Source organism: Prescottella sp. GW823-FHT02E09 (assembly GCF_058797375.1).
Genome location: NZ_JBXAJP010000002.1, coordinates 509,517 through 533,281, shown reverse-complemented (window position 1 = coordinate 533,281; position 23,765 = coordinate 509,517). Strand labels below are relative to the sequence as shown.

General features: G+C 68.6%; 21 protein-coding genes and 1 pseudogene. 11 read left to right on the top strand and 11 right to left on the bottom strand.

The annotated features are described in order from the left end of the window. Positions 1–6 precede the first annotated feature (6 nt). The 3 genes and pseudogenes from AC1RIF_RS06610 to betT all read right to left on the bottom strand — a co-directional run bounded on the left by AC1RIF_RS06610 (position 7) and on the right by betT (position 5,000). The gene (locus tag AC1RIF_RS06610; RefSeq protein WP_492600562.1) at positions 7–1,557 is read right to left on the bottom strand and encodes a GMC family oxidoreductase; all 1,551 of its coding nucleotides are present in this window, start codon (positions 1,555–1,557) and stop codon (positions 7–9) included. A 2-nt stretch (positions 1,558–1,559) separates the two neighbouring features. After that, on the bottom strand, positions 1,560–3,065 hold the full coding sequence (locus tag AC1RIF_RS06605) for an aldehyde dehydrogenase family protein (RefSeq protein ID WP_492600561.1): 1,506 nt from the start codon (positions 3,063–3,065) through the stop codon (positions 1,560–1,562). Positions 3,066–3,072: 7 nt separating this feature from the next. After that, positions 3,073–5,000: pseudogene (betT, locus tag AC1RIF_RS06600) on the bottom strand (choline BCCT transporter BetT). 421 nt (positions 5,001–5,421) lie between these two features. Here betT and AC1RIF_RS06595 point away from each other — a divergent pair. Together AC1RIF_RS06595 and AC1RIF_RS06590 are read left to right on the top strand one after the other, a co-directional pair. After that, positions 5,422–6,678 (top strand): uracil-xanthine permease family protein, encoded by a 1,257-nt coding sequence (locus AC1RIF_RS06595; RefSeq protein ID WP_492600560.1) that lies wholly within the window; start codon positions 5,422–5,424, stop codon positions 6,676–6,678. 169 nt (positions 6,679–6,847) lie between these two features. Beyond that, a complete protein-coding gene (locus AC1RIF_RS06590) occupies positions 6,848–7,993 on the top strand; it encodes an acyl-CoA dehydrogenase family protein (protein ID WP_492600559.1) in 1,146 nt (381 codons plus the stop codon). A gap of 75 nt (positions 7,994–8,068) precedes the next feature. Here AC1RIF_RS06590 and lexA read toward each other — a convergent pair whose 3' ends face one another. After that, positions 8,069–8,818 carry a transcriptional repressor LexA gene (gene lexA / locus AC1RIF_RS06585; protein WP_492600558.1) on the bottom strand — a complete coding sequence of 250 codons (750 nt, stop codon included), beginning with the start codon at positions 8,816–8,818 and terminating at the stop codon, positions 8,069–8,071. Positions 8,819–9,099: 281 nt separating this feature from the next. On the opposite strand from lexA, the gene AC1RIF_RS06580 reads away from it, so the two are divergent. Then, the gene (locus tag AC1RIF_RS06580) at positions 9,100–9,525 is read left to right on the top strand and encodes a hypothetical protein (RefSeq protein ID WP_492600557.1); all 426 of its coding nucleotides are present in this window, start codon (positions 9,100–9,102) and stop codon (positions 9,523–9,525) included. 252 nt (positions 9,526–9,777) lie between these two features. Next, positions 9,778–10,269 carry a transcriptional regulator NrdR gene (nrdR, locus tag AC1RIF_RS06575; protein WP_492600792.1) on the top strand — a complete coding sequence of 164 codons (492 nt, stop codon included), beginning with the start codon at positions 9,778–9,780 and terminating at the stop codon, positions 10,267–10,269. A gap of 27 nt (positions 10,270–10,296) precedes the next feature. On the opposite strand, the gene hrpA is transcribed toward nrdR, so the two are convergent. After that, positions 10,297–14,250 (bottom strand): ATP-dependent RNA helicase HrpA, encoded by a 3,954-nt coding sequence (hrpA, locus tag AC1RIF_RS06570; RefSeq protein WP_492600556.1) that lies wholly within the window; start codon positions 14,248–14,250, stop codon positions 10,297–10,299. A gap of 73 nt (positions 14,251–14,323) precedes the next feature. On the opposite strand from hrpA, the gene AC1RIF_RS06565 reads away from it, so the two are divergent. Together AC1RIF_RS06565 and AC1RIF_RS06560 are read left to right on the top strand one after the other, a co-directional pair. Next, on the top strand, positions 14,324–14,998 hold the full coding sequence (locus AC1RIF_RS06565) for a Pr6Pr family membrane protein (protein WP_492600555.1): 675 nt from the start codon (positions 14,324–14,326) through the stop codon (positions 14,996–14,998). 52 nt (positions 14,999–15,050) lie between these two features. After that, positions 15,051–16,277, top strand: a complete 1,227-nt coding sequence (locus tag AC1RIF_RS06560; protein WP_492600554.1) for an aminotransferase family protein — start codon at positions 15,051–15,053, stop codon at positions 16,275–16,277. A gap of 6 nt (positions 16,278–16,283) precedes the next feature. Here AC1RIF_RS06560 and AC1RIF_RS06555 read toward each other — a convergent pair whose 3' ends face one another. Beyond that, on the bottom strand, positions 16,284–16,532 hold the full coding sequence (locus AC1RIF_RS06555) for a hypothetical protein (protein ID WP_492600553.1): 249 nt from the start codon (positions 16,530–16,532) through the stop codon (positions 16,284–16,286). 17 nt (positions 16,533–16,549) lie between these two features. Between AC1RIF_RS06555 and AC1RIF_RS06550 the strand changes: the two genes are divergently transcribed. The 3 genes from AC1RIF_RS06550 (at position 16,550) to AC1RIF_RS06540 (ending at position 18,642) form a co-directional block, all read left to right on the top strand. Further along, on the top strand, positions 16,550–17,239 hold the full coding sequence (locus tag AC1RIF_RS06550) for a hypothetical protein (RefSeq protein WP_492600552.1): 690 nt from the start codon (positions 16,550–16,552) through the stop codon (positions 17,237–17,239). A gap of 355 nt (positions 17,240–17,594) precedes the next feature. After that, positions 17,595–18,182, top strand: a complete 588-nt coding sequence (locus AC1RIF_RS06545) for a transglycosylase family protein (RefSeq protein ID WP_492600551.1) — start codon at positions 17,595–17,597, stop codon at positions 18,180–18,182. A 166-nt stretch (positions 18,183–18,348) separates the two neighbouring features. After that, positions 18,349–18,642, top strand: coding sequence for a hypothetical protein (locus AC1RIF_RS06540; protein WP_492600550.1), 294 nt, complete (start codon positions 18,349–18,351; stop codon positions 18,640–18,642). Positions 18,643–18,683: 41 nt separating this feature from the next. Here AC1RIF_RS06540 and AC1RIF_RS06535 read toward each other — a convergent pair whose 3' ends face one another. The 3 genes from AC1RIF_RS06535 to AC1RIF_RS06525 all read right to left on the bottom strand — a co-directional run bounded on the left by AC1RIF_RS06535 (position 18,684) and on the right by AC1RIF_RS06525 (position 20,569). After that, positions 18,684–19,364: a PhzF family protein gene (locus AC1RIF_RS06535; protein ID WP_492600549.1), complete on the bottom strand. Its 681-nt coding sequence runs from the start codon at positions 19,362–19,364 to the stop codon at positions 18,684–18,686. 86 nt (positions 19,365–19,450) lie between these two features. Then, positions 19,451–19,978, bottom strand: a complete 528-nt coding sequence (ahpD, locus tag AC1RIF_RS06530; RefSeq protein WP_492600548.1) for an alkylhydroperoxidase, AhpD family — start codon at positions 19,976–19,978, stop codon at positions 19,451–19,453. 3 nt (positions 19,979–19,981) lie between these two features. After that, entirely contained in the window at positions 19,982–20,569 is a 588-nt protein-coding gene (locus AC1RIF_RS06525; RefSeq protein WP_114719895.1) for a peroxiredoxin, read from the bottom strand. A 195-nt stretch (positions 20,570–20,764) separates the two neighbouring features. Between AC1RIF_RS06525 and AC1RIF_RS06520 the strand changes: the two genes are divergently transcribed. Then, positions 20,765–21,697 carry a LysR substrate-binding domain-containing protein gene (locus AC1RIF_RS06520; protein ID WP_492600547.1) on the top strand — a complete coding sequence of 311 codons (933 nt, stop codon included), beginning with the start codon at positions 20,765–20,767 and terminating at the stop codon, positions 21,695–21,697. A 16-nt stretch (positions 21,698–21,713) separates the two neighbouring features. On the opposite strand, the gene AC1RIF_RS06515 is transcribed toward AC1RIF_RS06520, so the two are convergent. Further along, positions 21,714–22,502 carry a LysR family substrate-binding domain-containing protein gene (locus AC1RIF_RS06515; RefSeq protein WP_492600546.1) on the bottom strand — a complete coding sequence of 263 codons (789 nt, stop codon included), beginning with the start codon at positions 22,500–22,502 and terminating at the stop codon, positions 21,714–21,716. A 62-nt stretch (positions 22,503–22,564) separates the two neighbouring features. Between AC1RIF_RS06515 and AC1RIF_RS06510 the strand changes: the two genes are divergently transcribed. Further along, on the top strand, positions 22,565–22,996 hold the full coding sequence (locus tag AC1RIF_RS06510) for a DUF5997 family protein (protein ID WP_492600545.1): 432 nt from the start codon (positions 22,565–22,567) through the stop codon (positions 22,994–22,996). A gap of 82 nt (positions 22,997–23,078) precedes the next feature. Here the strand turns inward: AC1RIF_RS06510 and AC1RIF_RS06505 are convergent, their stop codons facing one another. Beyond that, complete coding sequence (locus tag AC1RIF_RS06505) at positions 23,079–23,735, bottom strand: TM7S3/TM198-like domain-containing protein (RefSeq protein ID WP_492600544.1); 657 nt, start codon at positions 23,733–23,735, stop codon at positions 23,079–23,081. Between the last annotated feature and the right edge of the window lie 30 nt (positions 23,736–23,765).

The following is a 23,765-nucleotide window of genomic DNA, read 5'->3' as shown; positions in this document are numbered from 1 at the left end:
GGTCGGTCAGGACTTCCTGATCAGGTCGGCGCAGTGCTCGCCGATGAGCATGGTGGTGATGTTCGGGTTCACCGCGACGATCTTCGGCATCACCGAGGCGTCCGCGACCCGCAGGCCCTCCATGCCTTTGACCCGCAACTGCGGGTCGACCGGTGAGTCCGAGTCGGGTCCCATCCGCACCGTGCCGACCGGGTGGTAGACAGTGTTGTGGGTGCGCCGGATGTAGTCGGCGATCTGCTCGTCGGTCCGGACGTCGATGCCGGGGAACAACTCCCGGCCCGCCCAGTCGGCCATCGCCGGCTGAGCGACGATCTCGCGGGCACGGCGGATGCCCTTGATCATGATGTCCATGTCGTAGGGGTCGGTGAAGTACCGCGGATCCACCTTCGGCTTGTCCCGGAAGTCGATGCTGCGCAGTCGCACGGTGCCTCGGGATCGCGCGTGGGTGACGTTGGGGGTCAGGCAGAACGCATTCTCCGACGTCGGGTAACCCTGCCGCACGGTGTGCATGTCGAACGGCACCGAGCCGTAGTGGAACATCAGGTCGGGTCGGTCGAGGTTCTCCTCGGTGGGGGAGAAGATGCCGATCTCCCACCACTGCGTCGACCGGGTCACCATGGGCTGCTTCGCCTCCCACTGGATCACGCCCTCGGGGTGGTCCTGCAGGTTGCTGCCCACCCCGGGTGAGTCGACGAGCACATCGATGCCCATCTCCCGCAGGTGCCCGGCCGGTCCGATGCCTGACAGCATGAGCAGCTTCGGGGAGTCGATCGCCCCCGCCGACAGGATCACCTCCCGCCGCGCCGAGATCCGTCGGGAGTGGATGCCGTCCTTCAGCAGCACGTCGACGCCGACGCAGCGGCCGTTCTCCACCGGCAGCTTCTTCGCCCAGTGGTCGGTGAGGATCGTCAGGTTCTCCCGATCCAGGATCGGGTGCAGGTACGACACCGACGACGACGAGCGGACGCCGTCCTCGCGGCCGTTGATCTGGAAGAAGTTGGCGCCGTTGACGATCGTCTCGCCCTCGTTGAACCGGGCCCGCGGGATGCCGGCCTGCTCGCACGCATCGAGGATCGCGATGCCGCAGGGATCGTTCGGGGGCACGTCACGCAGGATCACCGGGCCGTCGTGGCCGTGGTGGTCGCCGGGTCGGGAGTTGCTCTCCAGGCGCTTGATCAGCGGAAGGATCGCCTCGGCCTCCCACCCCGCGCAGCCCAGTGCACCGGCCCACTCGTCGAGGTCCTCGCGCGGCGGCCAGAACGCGATGCACGAGTTGTGCGACGAGCAGCCGCCGAGTACTCGCGCCCGGGCGTGCCGCATGAACGAGTTGCCGTGCTCCTGCGGCTCGATCAGATAGTCCCAGTCGTAACCGGATTCGAGCAGTGCCATCCAGTCCTCGAGAACCAGGATCTCGTCCAGCCCGACATCGCTCGGGCCCGCCTCGACCAGCGCGACCGTCACCGACGGGTCCTCGCTCAGCCGCGCCGCGACCGCCGCCCCCGCCGAACCGCCGCCGACGACGACGTAGTCGTACTCGTGTTCCTGCTGGGAGGTCATGGTCACTCCTTCTCCGGTCGCTCCGAGGTCCGGTCCGTGAACCATCCGCTCACCCCGGGATCGATGTTCTGATAGACGTGCTTGGCCTCGCGGTACTCGTCGAGACCCGTCGGGCCGAGTTCTCGGCCGAACCCGGACTCACCGAATCCGCCCCACTCCGCCTGCGGGAGGTAGGGATGGAAGTCGTTGATCCACACGGTGCCCGCACGCATCCGGTTCGCGACCCGCTGCGCCCGGCCCGCGTCCTGCGTCCAGACCGCGCCGGCCAGGCCGTAGCGCGTGTCGTTGGCGATCCGCACCGCGTCGTCCTCGTCGGTGAACGTCTCGACGGTCACCACCGGACCGAAGCCCTCGTCGACGACGACGGACATGCCCTGCCGGACGCCGTCGAGCACGGTCGGCAGGAAGTAGAAGCCGTTCGCCAGGTCGCCGGATCCCCACTCGCCGCCGCAGCGCAGCACCGCGCCCTCCTCGACGCCCTTGCGGACGTAGGCGGTGACCTTGTCGCGGTGGGCCGCCGAGATCAGGGGACCCGTCTCGGCGTCGTCGTCGAACGGACCGCCCAGGCGGATCTCGCGGGCGCGGGACACCAGTGCGTCGACGAACTCGTCGTGGATGGACTCCTCGACGATCAGTCGTGCTCCGGCCGAGCACACCTGACCGGAGTGCACGAACGCGGCGTTGAGGGCGTTGTCGACCGCGGCGTCGAACAAGGCGTCGGCGAACACGATGTTCGCGTTCTTGCCGCCCAGTTCCAGGGCCACCTTCTTCACCGTCGCCGCCGCGGTCGCCGCGATCCGACGTCCGGTGACCAGGCCGCCGGTGAACGAGACCATGTCCACGTCCGGGTGCTCCGACAACGGGGCCCCGGCCACCGCCCCCGCACCGAGCACGAGGTTCGCGGCACCGGCGGGCACGCCGCACTCGGTCAGCAGATCCATCAGCAGGATCGCGGTCGAGGGGGTGAGCTCACTGGGCTTGAGCACGAACGTGTTTCCGGCCGCCAGACACGGCGCGACCTTCCATGCGGCCTGCAACAGGGGGTAGTTCCACGGCGAGATCAGACCGCACACCCCGACTGGCTCGTACTGGATCCGGCTGAGTACGTTGGCGTCCCCGGCGTCGACGAGGCGTCCGGCGTCGGTGGCCGCGATCGAGCCGAAGTACTCGAAGCAGGCCGCGACGTCGTCCATGTCGATGCGACTCTCGACGATGCGCTTGCCGGTGTCGAACGACTCGGCGCGCGCGAACTCCTCCTTGCGTTCGCGGAGCCGGTCCGCGACCTTGCGGAGCACCCGGCCCCGCTCGCCCGCGACGGTCCGGGGCCACGGACCGGTGTCGAACGCCTCGCGCGCTGCCGCGATCGCCCTCTCGACGTCGACGGTCCCGGCCTCGGAGACCGTGGCAACGGGACTCCCGTCGGCGGGACAGCGGATGTCGCGGGTGTCGCCGGACTCGGCGGCGAACCAACGCCCGCCGATGAACAGGCTGGCTGCGGTGTCGGTCATGGCTGCATCACTCCAATGTCGGTGTGTGTCGGAGTCGGAGGAATTCGATGTGGCGCTCGTACTGGTCCAGGACGTCGCCGATGAGCTGCTCGCGGGTGTAACCCATGACGTCGTACTGCTGGCTGCCCTCGGTGAGGTACACCTCGAGGCGGTAGTAGGCGGCGTCCCCGCTGGCGGAGTTCATCGCGAACGACGGCATGTCCGTCTTCTCGGGCCACAGTTGGTATCGGAACGGCGGATCGTCGCCCATCTCGACGGTGAGGTCGAGGTGGGGAACCCCGGTCCTGTCCTCACGGTTGGCGGTGAGGTCGGCGGAGATGTCGCGGCCGGCGAGTTCGTCGACCACGGCCTGCAACGCCGGTCGCGCGGTCCGGTCGACGTACGCGCGCAGGTCCTTGGCGTCGGGGTAGGACAGGGTACGGGTGAGGCGCTGGCGCCACGTGCGCTGCACGCCGCGCTCGGGGCCGACCCGCTCGGACAGCGACGAGTGCAGGACCGCACGCAGGCTGTCCTCCCGGAAGCCTTCGGTGCGCAGCGCCCGGTGCAGGCCCGCCATGATCAGCAGCATCACGAACGAGAACGGCAGACCCATGATGATGGTCGCGTTCTGCAGTGTCGTGACGCCGCCGACGATGAGCATCGCCAGGGTCAGCAGACCAGTCGCGACGGCCCAGAAGATTCGCCCCCACTTGGGACCGTCCTCCTCCGGATCGCTCAGGTGGGACGTGAGATTGGTCAGCACCAGTGCGCCCGAGTCGGCCGACGTGACGTAGAACAGCAGCCCGGTGAACGTCGCGATGCCCGCACTGAACAGCGCGCCGGGGTACTGGTCGAGCAGCGAGTAGAACGCGCTCTCGGGAGCGGACATAGCGGTCTCGCCGAAGTCGCTGTTGCCGTCGATCACCACCGACAGCGCGGCGTTGCCGAAGATCGCGATCCACAGCGCGATGAACGCGAACGGGATGGTCAGCACCGCGCCGATGAACTGGCGGATGGTGCGGCCGCGTGAGATGCGGGCGAGGAACAGGCCGACGAACGGCGCCCACGCGATCCACCACGCCCAGAAGAACAGGGTCCACGAATTGAGCCATTCCTGGGGCGCGTCGAACGCGAAGGTGTCGAGCGACATCCCGGGGAGGCGGCTGACGTAGTCGCCGACGTTCATGACGATCGCGTCGAGTAGGAACCGCGTCTGCCGGCGAACAGGACGAACAGCATCAACGCGAGCGCGAGCAGCGCGTTCAGCTCCGACAGGCGTCGGATCCCGCGGTCGACGCCCGAGACGACGGACACCGTCGCCATCAGTACCGCGAGCGCAATCAACGCGACCTGCATGGCGGTGTTCTGCGGCAGGTCGAACATGAAGTGCAGCCCGTAGTTGAGCTGGACGACGCCGATGCCGAGGGAGGTCGCGATGCCGAAGATCGTGCCGATCACTGCCGCGACCTCGACACCGTCGCCGACGGCGCCCTTCACGCGCTTCCCGATCACCGGGTACAACGCCGATCGGATCGACAGCGGGAGCCCACGTCGGTACGCGAAGTACGCGAGGGAGGCGCCCATCAGGGCGTACATGGCCCATCCGGTGATGCCGTAGTGGAACAGCGTCCACACCACGGCTTGGCGGGCGGCCTCGGTGTTCTCACCCTCGCCGACCGGCGGCGCGAGGTACTGCGTCACCGGTTCGGAGACCGAGAAGAACATCAGGTCGATGCCGATACCCGCGGCGAACAGCATCGCGCCCCAAGTGAAGACGTTGTACCGGGGGAGCGAGTGGTTGGGGCCGAGTTTGATCTTCCCGTAGCGCGACAGTGCCAGGAACAGCACGAACACGATGATCAGGGTGGCGACGAGGAAGTACCACCAACCGAAGGCGCCCGAGATCCAGTCGACGACACTGCCGATGACGGCGTCGGCGTGGTCCGGTGCGATCATCGCCCATGCCGTGATCGCGACGATGATGGCCGACGAGATGTAGAAGACCGGCTTGTTGATCCCCGACTTCGACGTCTCGTCGACGGCGCCGGCCACCGGGAGGCCGTCGGTCAGCGAGGCCTCCGGTGGTTCTCGATCCGTAGTGCTCATGAGTCTCCTCGGTCCGGTTCTGCGTTCGGATCGCCACGGCCCGGCAGCACGAGTGGAATCCTCGAGCGGTATGTGAACGCCCGTCCGGCTGCTTGTCTGAAGCTACCGCCGACCTACTCGTCCCGCTGGGGAGTGGAGATCACGGCCGCGTCGTCCGGTCGCGGGGGGACGGGATCGGTGCGCGTCTCCGGGGTGGCCCTACTATTGGCCAACTGTGACGAGTAAAGAGGACAGCGTACGACGCGCGCCGGAGCAGCCGGAAGGATCCGGGATGTTCGGATGGGCGCTGCACGGCGACGGCCGACGGATCAGCGACGGTGCGGTGGTGGCACCGCACGAGCGGCTGTCGTGGCCACGCACCGTCGGCATCGGCATGCAGCACGTGATCGCCATGTTCGGCGCCACCCTGCTGGTGCCGACGATCACCGGCTTCCCGGTCACGACCACGCTGCTGTTCTCCGGCATCGGCACCGCCCTGTTCCTCATCCTCACCCGCGGGCGGATCCCCAGCTACCTCGGTTCGTCGTTCGCATTCATCGCGCCGCTGACGGCGGCCGCCGGTGACGGCCCCGCGGCGCAGCTCGGCGGCGTCGTCGCCGCCGGTGTGGTGCTGATGCTCGTCGGCGTCGCGGTCAAGCTCATCGGCGCCCGCGTCATCGACGCGGTCATGCCGCCGGTGGTGACCGGTGCCGTGGTCGCGCTGATCGGCCTCAACCTCGCGCCCACCGCGGCCGGGTCGTTCCAGGCGCAGCCGTTGATCGCGGCCGTGACCCTCCTCGGCATCCTCCTCGCCACGGTGATCGGGCCCGGCATCATCGGGCGCCTCGGCATCCTCATCGGCGTCGTGATCGGCTGGGTGTTCGCCGCCGTCACGGGCGGGCTCGCGGACGACCGCGTGGACGCGCTGCGCGAGGCCGCGTGGTTCGGTGTGCCGCACCTGCGTGGTCCGTCGTTCGATCTGTCCGTGATCCTGCTCGCGCTGCCCGTCGTGATCGTGTTGATCGCCGAGAACGTCGGCCACGTCAAGGCGGTGGCCGCGATGACGGGCCGGTCCCTCGACGATCTGGCCGGCAACGCCCTGTTCGCGGACGGTCTCGCGACCACCCTCGCCGGCGCCGGCGGCGGATCCGGAACCACGACCTACGCCGAGAACATCGGCGTCATGGCCGCGACCCGCGTCTACTCGACCGCGGCCTACTGGGTCGCGGCGGCGACCGCGATCGTCCTGTCCTTCTCGCCCAAGTTCGGTGCGCTCGTGTTCACCGTGCCCGACGGTGTCATCGGTGGCGCCACGATGGTGCTGTACGGCCTCATCGGCGTCCTCGGTGTACGCATCTGGATGGACGCCAAGGTCGACTTCACCGATCCCGTCAACCTCACGGTCGTGGCCACCGCGCTCGTCGCAGGCATCGGCAACCTGACACTGTCCATCGGGTCCGTCGAACTCGGTGGCATCGCATGGGGTTCGGTCGGCATTCTGGTCGCGTATCCGCTGATGCGCCGGCTGAATGCGCTGCGCCGCGCATAGCGGCCCCGTGCACGATTCGTGATCTGCGCCACGCGGTCACGAATCGTGCTCGTCTCGGTCATGGATCGATGCTGACCTTCGCTTTACGGTCATGTCGAGGAAGTAGGTCTGCTGCCGCGTGCCCGCGGCCGCCGGCAGACCGCCGTAGATCTCGACACGAGGAGACGCAGTGGAACGCACCCTGTTCGAACCGGAGCACGAACTGTTCCGGGAGTCCTACCGCAAGTTCCTCGATCAGCACGTCGCGCCCTTCCATGACCAGTGGGAGGAGCAGAACATCGTCGACCGGTCGGTGTGGATCGAGGCGGGCAAGCAGGGCTTCCTCGGCATGGCGGTGCCGGAGGAGTACGGCGGCGGGGGAGTCGAGGACTTCCGGTACAACGCGATCGTCACCGAGGAGACCACCCGCGGCGGCTACAGCGGCGTCGGCTTCATGCTCCACAACGACGTCGTCGCGCCGTACCTGATCAAGCTCGCCGACGAGGCGCAGAAGCAGCGCTGGCTGCCCGGATTCTGCTCCGGCGAACTCATCACCGCCATCGCGATGACCGAACCCGGCACCGGCTCCGACCTGCAGAACATCAAGACCCGCGCCGTCAAGGACGGCGATCACTGGATTCTCAACGGCGCCAAGACTTTCATCACCAACGGCATCAACGCCGACATCGTGATCGTCGTCGCATGTACCGACCCCGACAAGGGCGCCCAGGGCTTCTCGCTGCTCGTCGTCGAGCGCGGCATGGAGGGCTTCGAACGGGGGCGCAACCTCGACAAGATCGGCCTCAAGGCCCAGGACACCGCGGAACTGAGCTTCACCGACGTCCGGGTGCCGGCCGAGAACCTTCTCGGTGAGGAGGGCATGGGCTTCATCTACCTGATGCAGAACCTGCCGCAGGAGCGCCTGTCTATCGCGGTAGTGGCGGCCGCCGCGATGGAATCCTGCCTCGACATGACGATCCAGTACTGCCGCGACCGCAAGGCGTTCGGCAAATCGATCGGCAGCTTCCAGAACACCAGGTTCGTCCTCGCCGAGCTCGCCACCGAGACGACCGCCGTGCGGATCCTGGTGGACAAGTTCATCGAGCAGCTCAACGCGGGGACGCTCACCGTCCAGGAAGCCGCAATGGCGAAGTGGTGGACCACCGAGGCGCAGGTCAAGCTGATCGACCGGTGCCTGCAGCTGCACGGTGGCTACGGCTACATGCGTGAGTATCCGATCGCCAAGGCGTACATGGACTCTCGGGTCCAGACGATCTACGGCGGTACCACGGAGATCATGAAGGAGATCATCGGTCGCGGCCTGAATCTGGGCTGATCCACGAGATCCGACAACGGCGAAGGGGGCTCAGCATGATGCCGAGCCCCCTTCGCCGTATCGTTCCCGAGCCCGTCAGAGCTTGCGCATCACGGTGACGACCTTGCCGAGAATCGCGGCGTCGTTGCCGGGGATGGGATCGAACAGGGGATTGTGCGGCATGAGCCACACATCCTTGCCGGTGTGCTTGAACGTCTTGACGGTGGCCTCGCCGTCGATCATCGCGGCGACGATGTCACCGTTCTCCGCGACGTTCTGCTGACGCACGACCACCCAGTCGCCGTCGCAGATCGCGGCGTCGATCATCGACTCGCCCACCACCTTGAGCAGGAAGAGCGACCCCTGCCCGACCAGTTCGCGCGGCAGCGGGAAGACGTCCTCGACGGCTTCCTCGGCCAGGATCGGGCCGCCGGCCGCGATGCGCCCGAGCACCGGCACGAACGTCGGGGCCGGCAGTTCGTCGGTGGACTTCATGGCCGCGGACGCGCCCGTCGCCGGCCGCGTGTCGTCCAGTCCGTCGAGAGTGTCGAGTCCCCGGACATCGACCGCGCGCGGCCGGTTCGGGTCACGCCGCAGGAAGCCCTTGCGCTCGAGCGTGCGCAACTGGTGCGCGACCGACGACGTGGAGGTGAGGCCGACCGCGTCGCCGATCTCGCGGATGCTCGGCGGGTAGCCGCGCTCGGCGACCGACGTCCGGATGACCTCGAGAACCCTGCGCTGACGGTCGGTGAGCTGGGTGGCGTCGAGTGCGGCGCCTCCAGGCTGGACGTCGTCGGACGATGTGCGTCCGGACTTGCCGGAGGAACTCGAACTGTCGTCCTTCATGGCGCGTGGCCTCCTTCGCGGCTCCATCGGCTGGTCTGTGTGTTCTGCCACGAATCTATCCCGATCATCCCACTACTTCAAACATCTGTTCGACCTGTGTCGCCGGAAGTGCTGACTTTGTCGCAGTCGCGTGGTAGAAATCGAATATGCGTTCTATCGAACGCATGATCGAACACTGGTTGTTCGGATCGTTCGCGATATGTCCGGATTAAGCGCTACACGTCCGGTTCGCGTCTGTCCGACGAGTGGAAACCGCTCGACGACTCGCTGGGAGGGTTCGGATGGGAATCGCACTTTCGGGGAACGGATCGGTCGGTGGGACGCCGACGTGGCGCCGGGACGTCTACGTGCGGGCGGACGCATCCGGCGTGATCATCGACCGCGGTGCGGCGCGTGAGTACCGCCCGGCGCGGATCCGGCCTGCGGATTCGCAGCGGCCTGCGGCCGGCTTCGTGCACTACGACGCCGTGCCGCGGCACGGCTCGCGCGGATCCCGGGTGTCGGGCACATCGCACCCGTCGCACGATCATCGCCGCCCGCAGTCGCGATTCTCGGGGCTGTCGGCGATCGTCGCGACAGTGGTCGTCACCGTCGGCGTCGTCGTGGGTCTGGATGCGCTCGCGAACCTGGCCGCCGGTGAGCCCGGGGCGGCAGCCTCGGTCGCCGACACGGTGCAGGTGCAGGGAGCAGGGTCGTCCGCGAGGTGACCGGGTTCCGGTCGTGAATGGAGGAGGCGTTCGATCATGGTGCTGCCGGCACGGCCGGAATCGGCGCTGATTCGCCTGGGTACCCGGGAGTCGCTGCCGGTATGGGCGGGGCGGGTATCCTCGAATCCTGTCAGTCACACCACATCGCGTGGTCGCGTCGATATCGTGTCTCCCCTGCGTGAGTCGGTTCTGTTGGAACCGGCATCGGTCGAGAAGCGGCGCAGCGGCCACGATGGCTACGAAGGAATCACCATGCACTGCCCGTTCTGCCGGCATCCCGATTCGCGCGTGGTCGATTCCCGAGAGGCTGACGAGGGCGCGGCGATTCGCCGTCGGCGCTCGTGCCCGGAGTGCGGCCGTCGCTTCACGACCGTCGAGACGGCGGTGTTGGCCGTGGTCAAGCGCAGCGGCGTCACCGAGCCGTTCAGTCGGGAGAAGGTGGTCCAGGGGGTGCGCCGCGCGTGCCAGGGCCGCCAGGTCGACAACGACGCGCTGAACCTGCTGGCCCAGCAGGTCGAGGACGCCGTCCGTGCGTCGGGGTCTCCCGAGATCCCCAGCCACGAGGTCGGATTGGCCATCCTCGGTCCGCTGCGTGACCTCGACGAGGTCGCGTACCTCCGCTTCGCCTCGGTGTACCGCTCCTTCAGCTCCGCGGAGGACTTCGAGCGCGAGATCAAGGACCTGCGTGCCCACCGCGAAAGCCGCACCGCCGGGCTGGCGGAGGCGGAGTCCGTCGCCGAGTGACACGGCCGGGTCGGCTCGGACGCGAGGCTACCGTCGGATCGCGTCGATCGCCTTGAGCACCCGCTTCTCCGATACAGGGATCGCGGTGCCCAGCGACTGTGCGAACAGGCTCACCCGCAACTCCTCGATCTTCCACAGGATCTCGTTGACGTCGTCGTCTCCTCGACGCTCCTCCGGCAGTGCCGAGAGCATCCGGTCGTAGGCGGCGTACACACGATCGAGGGCGTCCATGCCCGCCTGGTCGCGCTGTGCGCTGCCGGGCAGCGACTCGAGCCGCAGCGACGCGGCCGCCAGATACCGTGGCAGGTCCTTCAGCCGTTTGGAGCCTAGTTCCGTGACGAACCCGGGGAACAGCAACGATTCGCGCTGCTCGCGTACGTCGTCGGCGGCCTCGCCGACGGTTCGGTCGAGGATGACCGACAGTCGATGTGCCTCCGCGAGTGCCGGCAGCAGCAGGCGCAGCAGACGTGTGACACGGGTGGCGAGCTGTGCGCGGACCTTCCCGGTCAACGTCTCGAACTCGGCGGGATCGAGCACGGGGCCACCGTTCTCGGCGATCAGCTCGTCGACCGCGCATGCGCGACAGTCCTCGAGGAGCGCATCGAAGGTGCCGTCCGGGTTCTGCCCGAGCGCGAGCCGGTCGGCGTTGCTCATCCCGTTGGTCACCGACTTGGCCTGCGTCGGAACCGCGTTCAACAGCAGCTGTCGGGTGCCGGCGCGCATCGCGGCGCGCTGCGCGGCCGGGGTGGTGAGCACCCGCACGGCGACGCCGTGCGCCTCGGGGACCAGCGCCGGGTAGCCGGTCACCTTCTGCCCGCCCAGGGTTCGGGTCACCGACGACGGCAGGGTGCCCAGGGTCTGCGCCGTCCAGACCGGTGCCGGGGCTCGCTCCGTGGTCGAGGTGGCCTTGGCGACCTCGACCTCCACGCGCGGTGCCAGCGACCGGCGCAACGCGGCCAAGCTCTTGTCCTTGCCGAGAACCCTGCCCTTCTCGTCCACTGCGGCGAACGTCATTCGCAGATGCGGCGGCAGTGACGCAACGTCGAAGTCCGTCGGTTCGATCCGGCACGAGCCCAGCCGCGACAACTCGCGCGCCATCGCGTGGACCAGCGACTCGGATCGAGGCTTGACGGCGGCGAGCGCGGCGGCGGCGAAGTCCGGAGCGGGCACCACCTGGCGCCGCAACTGCTTCGGCAGCGTTTTGATCAGCGCGGTGACCAGTTCGGTGCGCATGCCGGGCACCAGCCAGTCGAAGCCCACCGGCCGCAGGCCCGCGAGCAGCGCCACCGGGATCCGTGCGGTGACGCCGTCGTCCTCGGTACCGGGCTCGAACTGGTATGTCAGCGGGAACTGGATGTCGCCCTGGCGCCACGCATCGGGGTAATCGCCCTCGAGCACGGCGGCGGAGTCCGCGTTGACCACCGTGGCGGTGGTGAAGTTCAGCAGATTCGGATCCGAGCGTCGCGCCTGCTTCCACCACGTGTCGAAGTGCTTGGCGGACACCGCTTCCGGGCCGACCCGCTCATCGTAGAACTCGAACAGGGTCTCGTCGTCGACGAGGATGTCGCGTCGCCGGGCCCGGTGCTCGAGTTCCTCGACATCGTCGAGGAGCGCGCGGTTGGCGTGGAAGAACTTGTGCTGCGTCTGCCACTCGCCCTGCACCAGCGCGTGCCGGATGAACAACTCACGCGAGGTCTCCGGGTCGATCGTGCTGTAGGTGACGGGCCGGCCGGTGACGAGCGGAACGCCGTAGAGCGTGACCCGCTCGTACGCCATCGCGCACGCACGTTTGGTGGACCAGTGCGGCTCCGAATAGGTGCGCTTGACCAGGTGCGGGGCCAGCTTCTCGGCCCACTCGGGTTCGATGCGCGCGGCCATCCGCGCCCACAGCCGTGACGTCTCGACCAGTTCGGATGCCATCACCCAGCGGGGCGGCTTCTTGAACAGGCCGGAGCCGGGGAAGATCGCGAACCTGCTACCGCGGGCGCCGAGGAAGTCGCGCTTGTCGCCCTCACGCAGTCCGATGTGCGACAGCAGACCCGCAAGCAGTGACTGGTGGATCAGGGACTCAGCCGCGTCGGAGGCCCCGGACGCGCCGGAATCGGCTGTCTCCCAGCCGAGCCCGCGGGTGATCTGGCGGAGCTGGCCGTGCAGGTCCTGCCACTCGCGGATCCGCAGCCAGTGCAGAAACTCGTTGCGGCACATCTTGCGGAACTGATTGGAGCTGAGGTCTTTCCGCTGCTCGCGCAGGTACTCCCACAACTTCAGATAGGCCATGAAGTCGGAGTTCTCGACATTGAAGCGGGCATGCTTCTCGTCGGCGGCCTGCTGGAACTCGGCAGGCCGCTCGCGCACGTCCTGGATGGACAGCGCGGACACGATCACCAGCATCTCGCGTAGGCAGCCGTTGCGGTGCGCCTCGACGAGCATCCGCGCCATCCGTGGATCGACCGGCAACTGTGCCAGTTCGCGGCCGGTCGCGGTGAGTTCGGGGCCCGCCGGCTTGTCGCCGTCGGTCTTCGTCGCGGCCTTGTCGCCCTGGGCGATCGCACCGAGTTCCTCGAGCAGCGCCACACCGTCGCGAATCGCCCGCGGGTCCGGCGGCTCCACGAACGGGAACGCCTCGATGTCGCCGAGCCCGAGCGCGGTCATCTGCAGGACCACCGATGCGAGGTTGGTGCGCAGGATCTCCGGCTCGGTGAAAGCGGGCCGGGACTCGAAGTCGTCCTCCGCGTAGAGGCGGATACAGATTCCGTCCGCGACACGGCCGCATCGTCCGGCACGCTGCCGGGCCGAGGCCTGCGAGATCGGTTCGATCGGCAGGCGCTGCACCTTGGTGCGCACCGAGTAGCGCGAGATGCGCGCGGTGCCCGGGTCGACCACGTAGCGGATACCCGGCACTGTCAGCGACGTCTCGGCCACGTTGGTGGACAGCACCACCCGGCGACCGGTGTGGGGTGAGAACACCCGGTGCTGTTCCGCCGCCGACAGGCGGGCGTACAGCGGCAGGATCTCGGTGTTGCGGTACTTGCGGTCCCGCAGCGCGTCGGCGGTGTCGCGGATCTCGCGCTCGCCGGACAGGAACACCAGGATGTCGCCGTCACCCTCGGCGGCGAGTTCCTCGACGGCCTCGCACACCGCATCGACGGGATCGCGGTCGAAGGTCTGCTCGCCCACCTCGACGGTCAGCGGTCGGTAGCGCATCTCCACCGGGAACGTCCGGCCCGACACCTCGACGATGGGCGCCGGCACGCCGTCCACCGCGAAGTGCTCGGCGAACCGCTCCGGGTCGATGGTGGCCGAGGTGATGATCACCTTGAGGTCGGGACGCCGGGGCAGCAGCTGCTTGAGATAGCCCAGGATGAAGTCGATGTTGAGACTGCGCTCGTGGGCCTCGTCGATGATGAGCGTGTCGTACCGGCGCAGCATCCGGTCCCGCTGGATCTCGGCGAGCAGGATGCCGTCGGTCATCAGCTTGACCAGCGTCGAGTCGGATACCTGGTCGGTGAAGCGGACGGTGTAGCCGACCGTGTCGCCGAGTTCCCGGCCCACCTCCTCGGCGATCCGCTCGGCGACCGTGCGGGCCGCCAGACGGCGAGGCTGGGTGTGCCCGATCATGCCGCGAATGCCGCGACCCAATTCCATACAGATCTTGGGGATCTGGGTGGTCTTGCCGGAACCCGTCTCGCCGGCGACGATCACCACCTGGTGCGAGGCGATCGCCGCCGCGATGTCCTCGCGACGTTGCGTGACCGGCAGCGATTCCGGGTACGTGATCGGCGGGACCTGCGCTCGGCGGCCCTCGACGCGCAGCTCGGCCGCGGAGATCTCGTCGGCGAGTGCGGCGAGCGCGGACGGGGACTTGGCGCGGTCGAGGCGTCGGCGAAGCCGGTGCTCGTCGCGGAGAGTGAGTGCGCCGAGCCGCTTCCTCGCCTCGCGGCGATCGAACCCGGTCTCGGCTGCTGATGGTGATGTCGACATGCTCCGCACAGCCTATCGAAGCGCGCAACGGCAATTCCGGCTGGAACCGCCCGGGCCGTGCGAACATACGCGCATGACCGCCGTCACACCGGGTGCCGCGATCCGGCGGACCCACCCCCTCTTCCGCGTGCTGCGTCTCGCGTTCGGCGCCCTCGGGATCGTCGCGCTGGCATGGATTCCGCTCCGCAACATCGACGAACCGGCCTTCTCCGTCGCGAACTACTTCAGCTACTTCACGATCCTGAGCAATGTTCTCGCGGCACTGGTGCTGCTGGTGGGCGCCGTGCGGGACCCGCAGGACACCCGATGGCAACTGGTGCGTGGCGCGGCGACGGTCTACATGGTGATCACCGGCATCATCTACGCGGTCCTGCTCGCGAACGTCGACGTCATGCTGCAGGACCGGTGGATCAACGACGCGCTCCACCGCATCCTGCCGCTGGTGCTGCTCCTCGACTGGATCGTCAACCCGCCGCGCGCTCGGATCACGGACCGGCAGTCGCTGAGCTGGCTCGCGTTCCCCGTCGTCTACGGGGTGTACACGCTGATCCGGGGGCCGATCGTGGACTGGTATCCGTACCCCTTCATCGACCCGCGCGAGCAGGGATACCTGCAGCTCGCGATCGGCCTGGTCGTGCTGCTCGTGGCGATGACGCTGATGGCGCTCGCGGTCAACGCCGCCGGGCGACTGGGCCGGCGGTGGCGCGGCCTCGGCGGCGACGAGCCCGATCCGGTTTCCGTGGCATAGTCGCGGAAAACGGCACGCGACCGGCGAGCACGATCGAAGGGGTAGAACGCGGATGAGTGGAGCACTGTGGCACGGGTTCGCCGACATGGGGGCGGTGCAGCGCGACGGCGCGTTCGTCGTCACCCGCGGTGAGGGCGCCTACATCTGGGACGACGCGGGGACGCGCTATATCGACGCCACGGCGGGACTGTGGTTCACCAACGTCGGGCACGGGCGCACCGAGATCGCCGACGCCGTGGCCGCGCAGCTGTCGAAGGTGGCGCACTTCTCGAACTTCGGCGACTTCACCTCCGACACCACGGTGGCCCTCGCGGAGCGTCTGGCCGCCATCGCCCCGGTGCCCGGCTCCAAGGTGTTCTTCACCTCGGGAGGTTCCGACTCGGTCGACTCGGCCGCCAAGCTCGCCCGCCGGTACTGGAACGAGGTCGGCCGGTCGTCGAAGAAGCTGATCGTCGGACGACAGAAGGCCTATCACGGCATGCACGTCGCGGGCACCGCGCTCGCCGGGATCCCGGTCAACCGGGAGGGCTACGGCGAGCTCATGGCCGACGCCCGCACCGTGCAGTGGGACGACGCGAAGGGACTGCTCGAGTTGATCGAGCGGGAGGGCGCCGACGCGATCGCGGCGTTCTTCTGCGAACCGATCATCGGTGCGGGCGGCATCTATCTGCCGCCCGAGGGCTATCTGAGCGAGGTCCGCGAGATCTGTCGGGAACACGACATCCTGTTCGTCGTGGACGAGGTCGTCACCGGGTTCGGCCGCATCGGCGGATCGTGGTTCGCCTCGACGCGCTTCGACCTGCAGCCGGACATGATCACGACCGCCAAGGGGCTCACGTCGGGGTACGTGCCGATGGGTGCGGTGTTCGTCGCGCCGACGGTCGCGGAACCGTTCTTCGGCGGGGGAGTGTGGTGGCGGCACGGGTACACCTACGGCGGTCATGCCGGGGCCGCGGCCGCGGCGATGGCCAATCTCGACATCGTCGAGCGGGAGAACCTCCTCGGCGAGTCGAAGCGGCTCGAGGCGTCGCTGCACGAGCATCTCGCCCCGCTCGCAGAGCACTCGCGGGTCACGGAGGTGCGCAGCGGGCTCGGCGCGGTCGCCGCCGTCCAACTGGCCGATCCCGCGGAGGCGCTGCCCTTCGTGAAGACGCTGCGCGAGTTCGGGATCTCCGGTCGCGCGGCCGGTCAGGGCGCGATGCAGTTCTCGCCGTCGTTCGTCATGACCGACGAGCAGGTCGCCGAGATGGCGGCCGGGGTGGCCAAAGCGCTCGGCTGAACCGGCTCAGCGGCGCCGCAGCAGTCGCGACAGTCGCTGCCGCAGTGACGGTTTCGTGTCGACGAGCTCGACGACGGTCCGGTCCGCGGCCGCCGACGCCTGTGCGAAACGGGTGTGCAGGCGGTCGCGGACCTCGTCGGGTGTGTATGCGCGGCGCTGTCGTTCGGCGCGCACCGCGAGCGCGCCCGTGGCCGCGACGCCGAGGGCGCCGGCCAGTCCGAGGGCCTTCCACAGATGTCTGCTGTCGATGCGCATCGCTCTAGGCTAGGTGGATGACTCGGCGGACGCATCCATCACAGGTCAGCCTCGACGACGCGGTGGAAGCGACCCGCACGGGCGACATCTGGATCTTCCGCGGGCAGTCCGGCGCCGACCGGGCGATCCAAACCCTGACGAACAGTCCCGTCAACCATGTCGGCATGTCCGTCGTACTCGACGACCTCCCGCCGCTGATGTGGCACGCAGAGCTCGGGCACTCCCTGCAGGACATGTGGATGGGCAAGTTCCAGCGCGGCGTCCAGTTGCACGACCTGCGTGCGGCGGTCCAGGTGTGGGGTGCCCGTTACGGGCAGCGCGGTTGGTTGCGTCAGCTGGCCCACCCCGTGACCCGTGAGCAGGAGGATGCGCTGCTGCGCACGATCGCGCGGCTGGACGGCACGCCGTTCCCGTCGACGGCGAAGCTGGCGACGCGGTGGTTCGGCGGCCGCCTGCCGTCGTTGCGGTCCCGCGGCAACCGCGAATCGGGTGCGGGTGCGGAGAGTGCCTACTGCGCCGAGGTGGTGGCGTCCACGTTCGAGGCGATGGGCCTGCTGACCGGCGAGCGCAAGACCAACTGGTACGACCCGGGCCGATTCTGGAGCGGCGACCGGCTGCCGCTCGCGCCGGGGGTGGAACTGGGCGACGAGATCGAGGTGCTGCTGAGTGCCGCCGATCTCGCGGCGGGGGACCTGAGACGCGGCTGACCGTGTGACCCACAGCACGGAACTACCGTGTTGGTCATCACATAACAAGTGGATAACGACCGGTCTGCCGAGTTGCGGACACGCCGAGAGGTTCTGCGGAAACGGTGACGGCGGAGCGAAGTACCTGGACGGCCGTACCGAAATCACGGCTCGTGACCTTTCCGTGACCGTCCCCTAACGTCGTCTCCGGCTCGAACCACACGAGCCACGCCGGTCCGCCGCTGCACGATCCTGCCCCGCGGTCCGGACACCCGAAACCTTCGAGGGGGCAGGGGTGAGGCGGATGGAACTCCGCCCGGCACGGTCGGCGCGAGAGCGCCGTCTCACCCGCAGGAGCGGAGAGGATCCACTCGTTATGACCAGCTTCACGATCAAGCGCGCCCTGGGCGCAGCAGTTGCCACCGGCGCCGTCGTCGCCATCCCGCTGGCGATCGGCACCGGCACCGCATCGGCAGCCGGCAGCCACGACTGGTCCGGTGTCGCCGAGTGCGAGTCGTCCGGCAACTGGGCGGCCAACACCGGCAACGGTTACTACGGCGGCCTGCAGTTCTCCCAGAGCACGTGGGAGGCGTACGGCGGCAGCGGAAGCGCCCACAACGCGAGCCAGGCCGAGCAGATCCGCGTCGCCGAGAACGTCCTCGACGGCCAGGGCGTCGGTGCGTGGCCGGTGTGCGGCCAGTACCTCACCGGCGGCAGCACCCCCGGTGCCTCGGTCGAGTCGATCGCGCAGCCCGCCCCGGCCCCGGTCGTCACGCAGGCTCCCGTCCAGCAGCAGGTGAACGAGTGGGCGCAGACCCTGCCCGCCGGTGTCGGCGCCTACGTCGTCCAGCTCGGCGACACGCTGTCGCAGATCGCCGCGAACCACGGTGTCTCGCTGGAGAACCTCGCCAGCCAGGTCACCAACCCCGATCTGATCTTCCCGGGGCAGAGCCTCTCCCTCTGATCGGCCCCGCGCCGAACAGCTCGCAGCCCCGCCGGTGTCCCCCTCCCGGCGGGGCTGTGTCATGTCGCAGGCACGGTGCAGTCCCATCGCACGACCTGTCGTCGTAACGATCGGTCTCCTCGATCCGACGGTTCGGGTACCACCTCTCGAACTCGAAGGAGTCATCGTGACCCGATCTGTTCGACGCGCCGCCGCGGCGTTCGCCGCCCTGGCCGCCCCGCTGGTGCTTGCCACGTCACTCGGTGCGGGTGCCGCGGACGCGGCGCCGTGGAAGTTCGGCCCCGTCTATCGGGGTGAATTCTCGGGCGAGGGCGCCGAGTATCTGTGCAACAAGGCGCTGTCGCTCGAGAAGGCCTATCGGGCGGTGGTCATCGAGCCCTGCACCTACGATGCCGCCGAGGACGTGTGGTACCGCGTGGTGTTCGCCCCTGACATCGTCGGCTTCGGCAGCAGCAGCTGAGTCTCTCGTCGGATCCGGTCAGGCGTTCGGTGTGCGGCGGTTCAGGCCGTGATCGTGCGTTCGGACCGCACCCGGCCACCGACCTCGACCCAGTCGTCGTGGCCGAACGTGGTCCGGATCTGCGAACCCCGTCCCTGTCTGATGAGCAGGGAGCGACGCAGGTGCGCCGTGATGTGGACGGCGGCCGAACCGGTGGCCTCGTCCTCGGGTATGCCGAGCCCGGGGGCGAACATCCGGGATCGGATCCGGCCCTCGAACTCGTCCTCCCACGCCCACACGTAGTGGTGGCCGGAGGTGAAGTCGTGCGCGCGGGCGGCGAGGACGTCCGCGACGTCCGGCATCGGGTACAGCGCGAACTCGGGCGCCCAATCGGCCTGTGCGCGAACCCAGGTCGCGCCGTGGCGCTCGCACGTGGCGACGCGGCCCGCGGGTACGTCGAGGGCCGCGACGCCCAGACCCTGCTCGCCGAGCCACCACGCCAGGCCCACGGTGGGATGCCCGGCGAAGGGCAGTTCGGCGACCGGCGTGAAGATCTGTGCCCGGGCGGTGTCGTCGCCGCGCCGGGGGAGATCGACGAAGACGGTCTCGCTGAAGCCGAGGTGCTTCGCGAGTGCCTGACGCCGGGAGACGTCCACGGCCGCGGCGTCGACGATGCCCAGTGGGTTCCCGTGCTTGCCGTCGGCGTCGGTGAATACGCGGACGACGTGAACCTCGATCGGCATGGGGCCCAGACTAACTCCATCGACGAGCGAAGGCCCGGCACGCGACGTGACGTCGTGTGCCGGGCCTTCGCTCGAACGGGGACCGATCAGGCGAGCGTCTCGCTCGCGACGACGGCCTGGGCGACACCCTGGAGAGTCGCGGCGACCTTGACGGACTCCCAGACCTGCTCCTTGGTGAGGCCTTCCTTGCGCACGACAGCGTCGTGTGCGGCGGTGCAGTCGTGGCAGCCGTTGATCGTCGACACCGCCAGCGACCACAGCTCGAAGTCGGCCTTCTCGACGCCGGGGTTGCCGATGATGTTCATGCGAAGACCCATACGCACCTGAGCGAACTCGTCACCGAGGAAGCTCTTGGCGCGGTAGGCGACGTTGTTCATGCCCATGATCGATGCGGCACCGAGAGCGGCGTTGTAGGCCTCCGCCGACAGCACGTCGGCGGCTTCCTCCGCGATCTCCTTGAGCACGGTCGCCGACTTGGTGGCGGCCGCGCAGGCGAGGAAGGTGCCCCACAGCTGCTGCTCGTTGAGTTCCGTCGAGCGTGCGAGGGAGCTCAGGTTGAGCTTGAGATCCTTGGCGTACTCGGGAAGCGAGTTCTTGAGGTTCTCGACCGACATGGGTCAGACACCCTCGGTCATGAGAGCGCCCGCGTCGATGGTCGGATCGCCCTTCTTCCAGTTGCACGCGCACAGCTCGTCGGACTGCAGGGCGTCGAGGACGCGCAGGACCTCGTCGACGTTGCGGCCCACGGAACCGGCCGTGACGGACACGAACTGGATCTCGTTGTTCGGGTCGATGATGAAGGTCGCGCGGTCCGCGACACCGTCGGCGTTCAGGACGCCGGTGGCCTCGGCCAGCTCGCGCTTGAGGTCCGAGAGCATCGGGAAGGGGAGGGTCTTGAGGTCCTCGTGCTGTGCACGCCACTGGAAGTGGACGAACTCGTTGTCGACCGAGGCGCCGAGCACCTGGGCGTCGCGATCCGCGAACTCGTCGTTCAGCTTGCCGAACGCGGCGATCTCGGTGGGGCACACGAACGTGAAGTCCTTGGGCCAGAAGAAGACGACGCGCCACTTGCCGGCGTAGTCGTCACTGGTGACGGTGGTGAAGTAGTCGTCGGGCTGCTTGGCGTCGACCTTGGACAGGTCGCCACCGATCACGGCGGTCAGGTTGTATGCCGGGAACTGGTCGCCGATGGTCAGCAGAGCCATGTGTCGTCCTCCTACTTGATTTGTGAACATCTGTCTGCGCAGGTCACACACCGTGGATCGGTGGTGGGCGCTACCTCGAGCGGGTCTGCGGTGGCTCTCGTCGGAGGCCCCGTGTCCTGCGCTCTTCGGTATGACTCCATAGTGCCCGAAACCTTTCAAAAGGTAAAGGTGATAGGTGGCACTACACTGATAGGTATGGCTGATGGGACTTATCAACCGACACTGTCACAGCTGCGTGCCTTTGTCGCGGTGGCGGAGTATCGCCACTTCGGAACGGCCGCAGCACGTTTGAGTGTGAGCCAACCCACACTTTCGCAGGCGCTGGCGTCCCTCGAGAACGGTCTGGGAGTCCAGCTGATCGAACGCAGCACCCGGCGTGTCCTGGTCACCGCGGCGGGGGAGCAGTTGCTCACCCAGGCCAAGCTGATCCTCGACGCCGCCGACGGTTTCGTAGCCGCAGCCGCCGGAGTCGGTGACCAGTTGGTCGGGCCGCTGCGCCTCGGGCTGATCCCCACCGTGGCCCCGTACGTGCTTCCGGCCCTGCTGCCCGCCCTCCGCACGAAGTATCCAGCCCTGGTGCCGCAGGTGATCGAGGATCAGACGGCCCGACTGCTCGAGGCGCTGCGCACCGGTGCGATCGACGTCGCGGTGCTGGCGCTGCCGTCCGAGGCGGCGGGGCTGATCGAGATTCCCTTGTACCGAGAGGATTTCGTTGTCGTGCTGCCGCGGGAGCATCCGCTCGCCGGTCGCGACGACCTGGCGCTCGACGTCCTCGACGAGTTGCCGCTGCTGCTCCTCGACGAGGGGCACTGCCTGCGTGATCAAACGTTGGATCTGTGCCGGTCCGTCGACGCGCACCCGCTGTCCGGCGACACCCGGGCCACGTCGCTTGCGACCGTCGTGCAGTGCGTCGCAGGCGGATTGGGCGTCACGCTGGTGCCGGACTCGGCGGTGCCCGTCGAGACCCGGCGCGGTGACCTCGCGACCGCGAGATTTGCCGCCCCGACGCCCGGCCGGACCATCGGGCTGGTGTTCCGCGCCTCGAGCGGGCGCGCCGACGGGTACCGGCAGCTCGCCGAGTTGCTTCGGGGCGCCGCACCGGCTGGAGTAGTCGCCGCGCTGGAGTGACTCGAGCGGCGGGCGCTCAGCGCCGCTTGCGGCCGCCCGGCTTGGCCTTACCGCCCGGCTTGGCCTTGCTGCCGGGCTTGCCGCGCCGCGAGTCCTTGGCGCGGGCCTTGCCGGACGTCGGAGCCGACTGCTTCGCGGTGCGCGCCGGAGCCGTCCGAGGCGCCGTGTCCTTGGTCTTCGGCGTCTCGTGTGGATTGGGTCCGCGCGAGGAGTTGGCGGTGCGCCCGCGGACGATGCCGATGAACTCCTCGACCAGTTCGGTGGTCCGGTCCTGGACCCAGGCCAGGCCCACCTCCGACTCCGGGGCGCCCGCGACCGGTCGATACGTCAGGTCCTTGCGGTGATGCAGTCGGGCCAGTGATTGGGGCACGATCAGGACGCCGACGCCCGCAGCGACCAACTCGATCGCGTCCCCGGTCGATGCCGGGCGGTCCAGCGCGGGCCGCCCGGGCAGCGCATCCCACGTGATCGGGGTGTCCAGTGGATCCAACACCAGTTCTTCGGCGAGGTCGGACAGCGTGACCTCGTCGGCCGCGGTGAACACGTGGTCCTTCGGCACCACGACGACCGGAGTCTCGGCGTACAGCGTGATGACGCTCAGGCCGTCGCGGTCGATCGGCAGTCGCACGAGCGCGGCGTCGGCGCGGTCGCCGAGCAGTGCCGCGGTGGACTCGGCAGCGGGCAGTGCCACCAACTCGAGCGGGGTGTCGGTGATGCGTTCGTTCCAGATGCGGACCCACTTGGCTGGGGTGACGCCGGGGACGTACGCGAGCCGGAACGGTCGGGGATCAGTCGCCTCTGTCACTCGGCAAGGCTACCTGCAGCGGTGGGTGCAGCCGCGCGGCGCGTGCTCGTTACCCTTGACGTATGACGTCGCAGAAGACCCCCCAGACGATGAAGCCCGCAACCGCGGCGAAGAAGCTGGGTGTGTACCTCCAGGCCACCCCCGCCGAGTTCCAGGACGGCGTGGTGACCCGCGACGAGCTCGACGAGTGGCAGACCAACCCGCCGGCATGGCTCACCGAGCTGCGCGCAGACGGCCCGCACCCGCGCCCCGTCGTCGCAGCCAAGCTGGGCGTGTCGATCTCGGGCCTGACCCGCGGTGGCATCGAGGACGCCCTGACCACCGAGCAGATCGAGGCGCTCCTGGCCGATCAGCCCGACTGGCTGGTGGCCGAGCGCGCCAACCTCGTCGAGGTCCGCAAGGAGGAGAAGCGGGTCAAGGAACTGCAGGCGGCCCGCCGCGAGGAATCCAACCGCCGGCCGCGCAACGCCGGGCCGTTCAAGCCCCAGAGCTAGCGTCGACGCTTTCCGTCGGGCTGTTGCTGCGGTCGCCGCTCGGCGGATGCCGCAGTAACGGCCCGACGTCGTCTCCGGACGGTCAGGTGTTCGACGGGACGGGCTGCGCGGAGTCGGCACGCCACTGGTCTCGGAGCAGTCGCTCACGTCCCAGCGCGCGGGTCTGCGTGATGGTGCCGGCGACGACGAGCACCACGTAGAGGGCGTACCACCACCATTCGTGCGTGACGGTCGCGGTGAGGGTTGCGTCGTCGAAGTCCGCCGTGTCGAACGTGCCGGCGAGCAGCATCACGCCGCCGGTGGCCGCGACCGCGCCACCGAGGACACTGACCACGACGAGCAGTACCGCGGGCAGGTTCACCGCCAGCGTGAGCGCCGCCAGCGCCACGCCGATCAGCACGCCCACCACAACGATCACCCAGTTCCAGGTCACGCCCAGCGCGGCCATCGCGGCCGCGCCGAGAGCGAACCCGACGGACGCCATCGTCAGTGTCACCGCCACCGCGTAGTACAGGTACGCCAGGACGGAGAAGAGCACCCCCACGAGGATGCCGACGATCCAGCCGAGGACGGTGCCGAGGTATCCGTCGCCGGTGATGGCGGCCACCAGCCCTGCACCCAGGTTGAGGCCGGCGAACGCACCCCACAGTGCGATGACGAACCGCATCGCCGGCACGCCGCGGAAACAGAACACCGCGCCGACGAGGATGGCCAGGATGCCGATCACGATGTCAGACATGCCGGAACCGTACCTGTCGGCGGCGCCCTC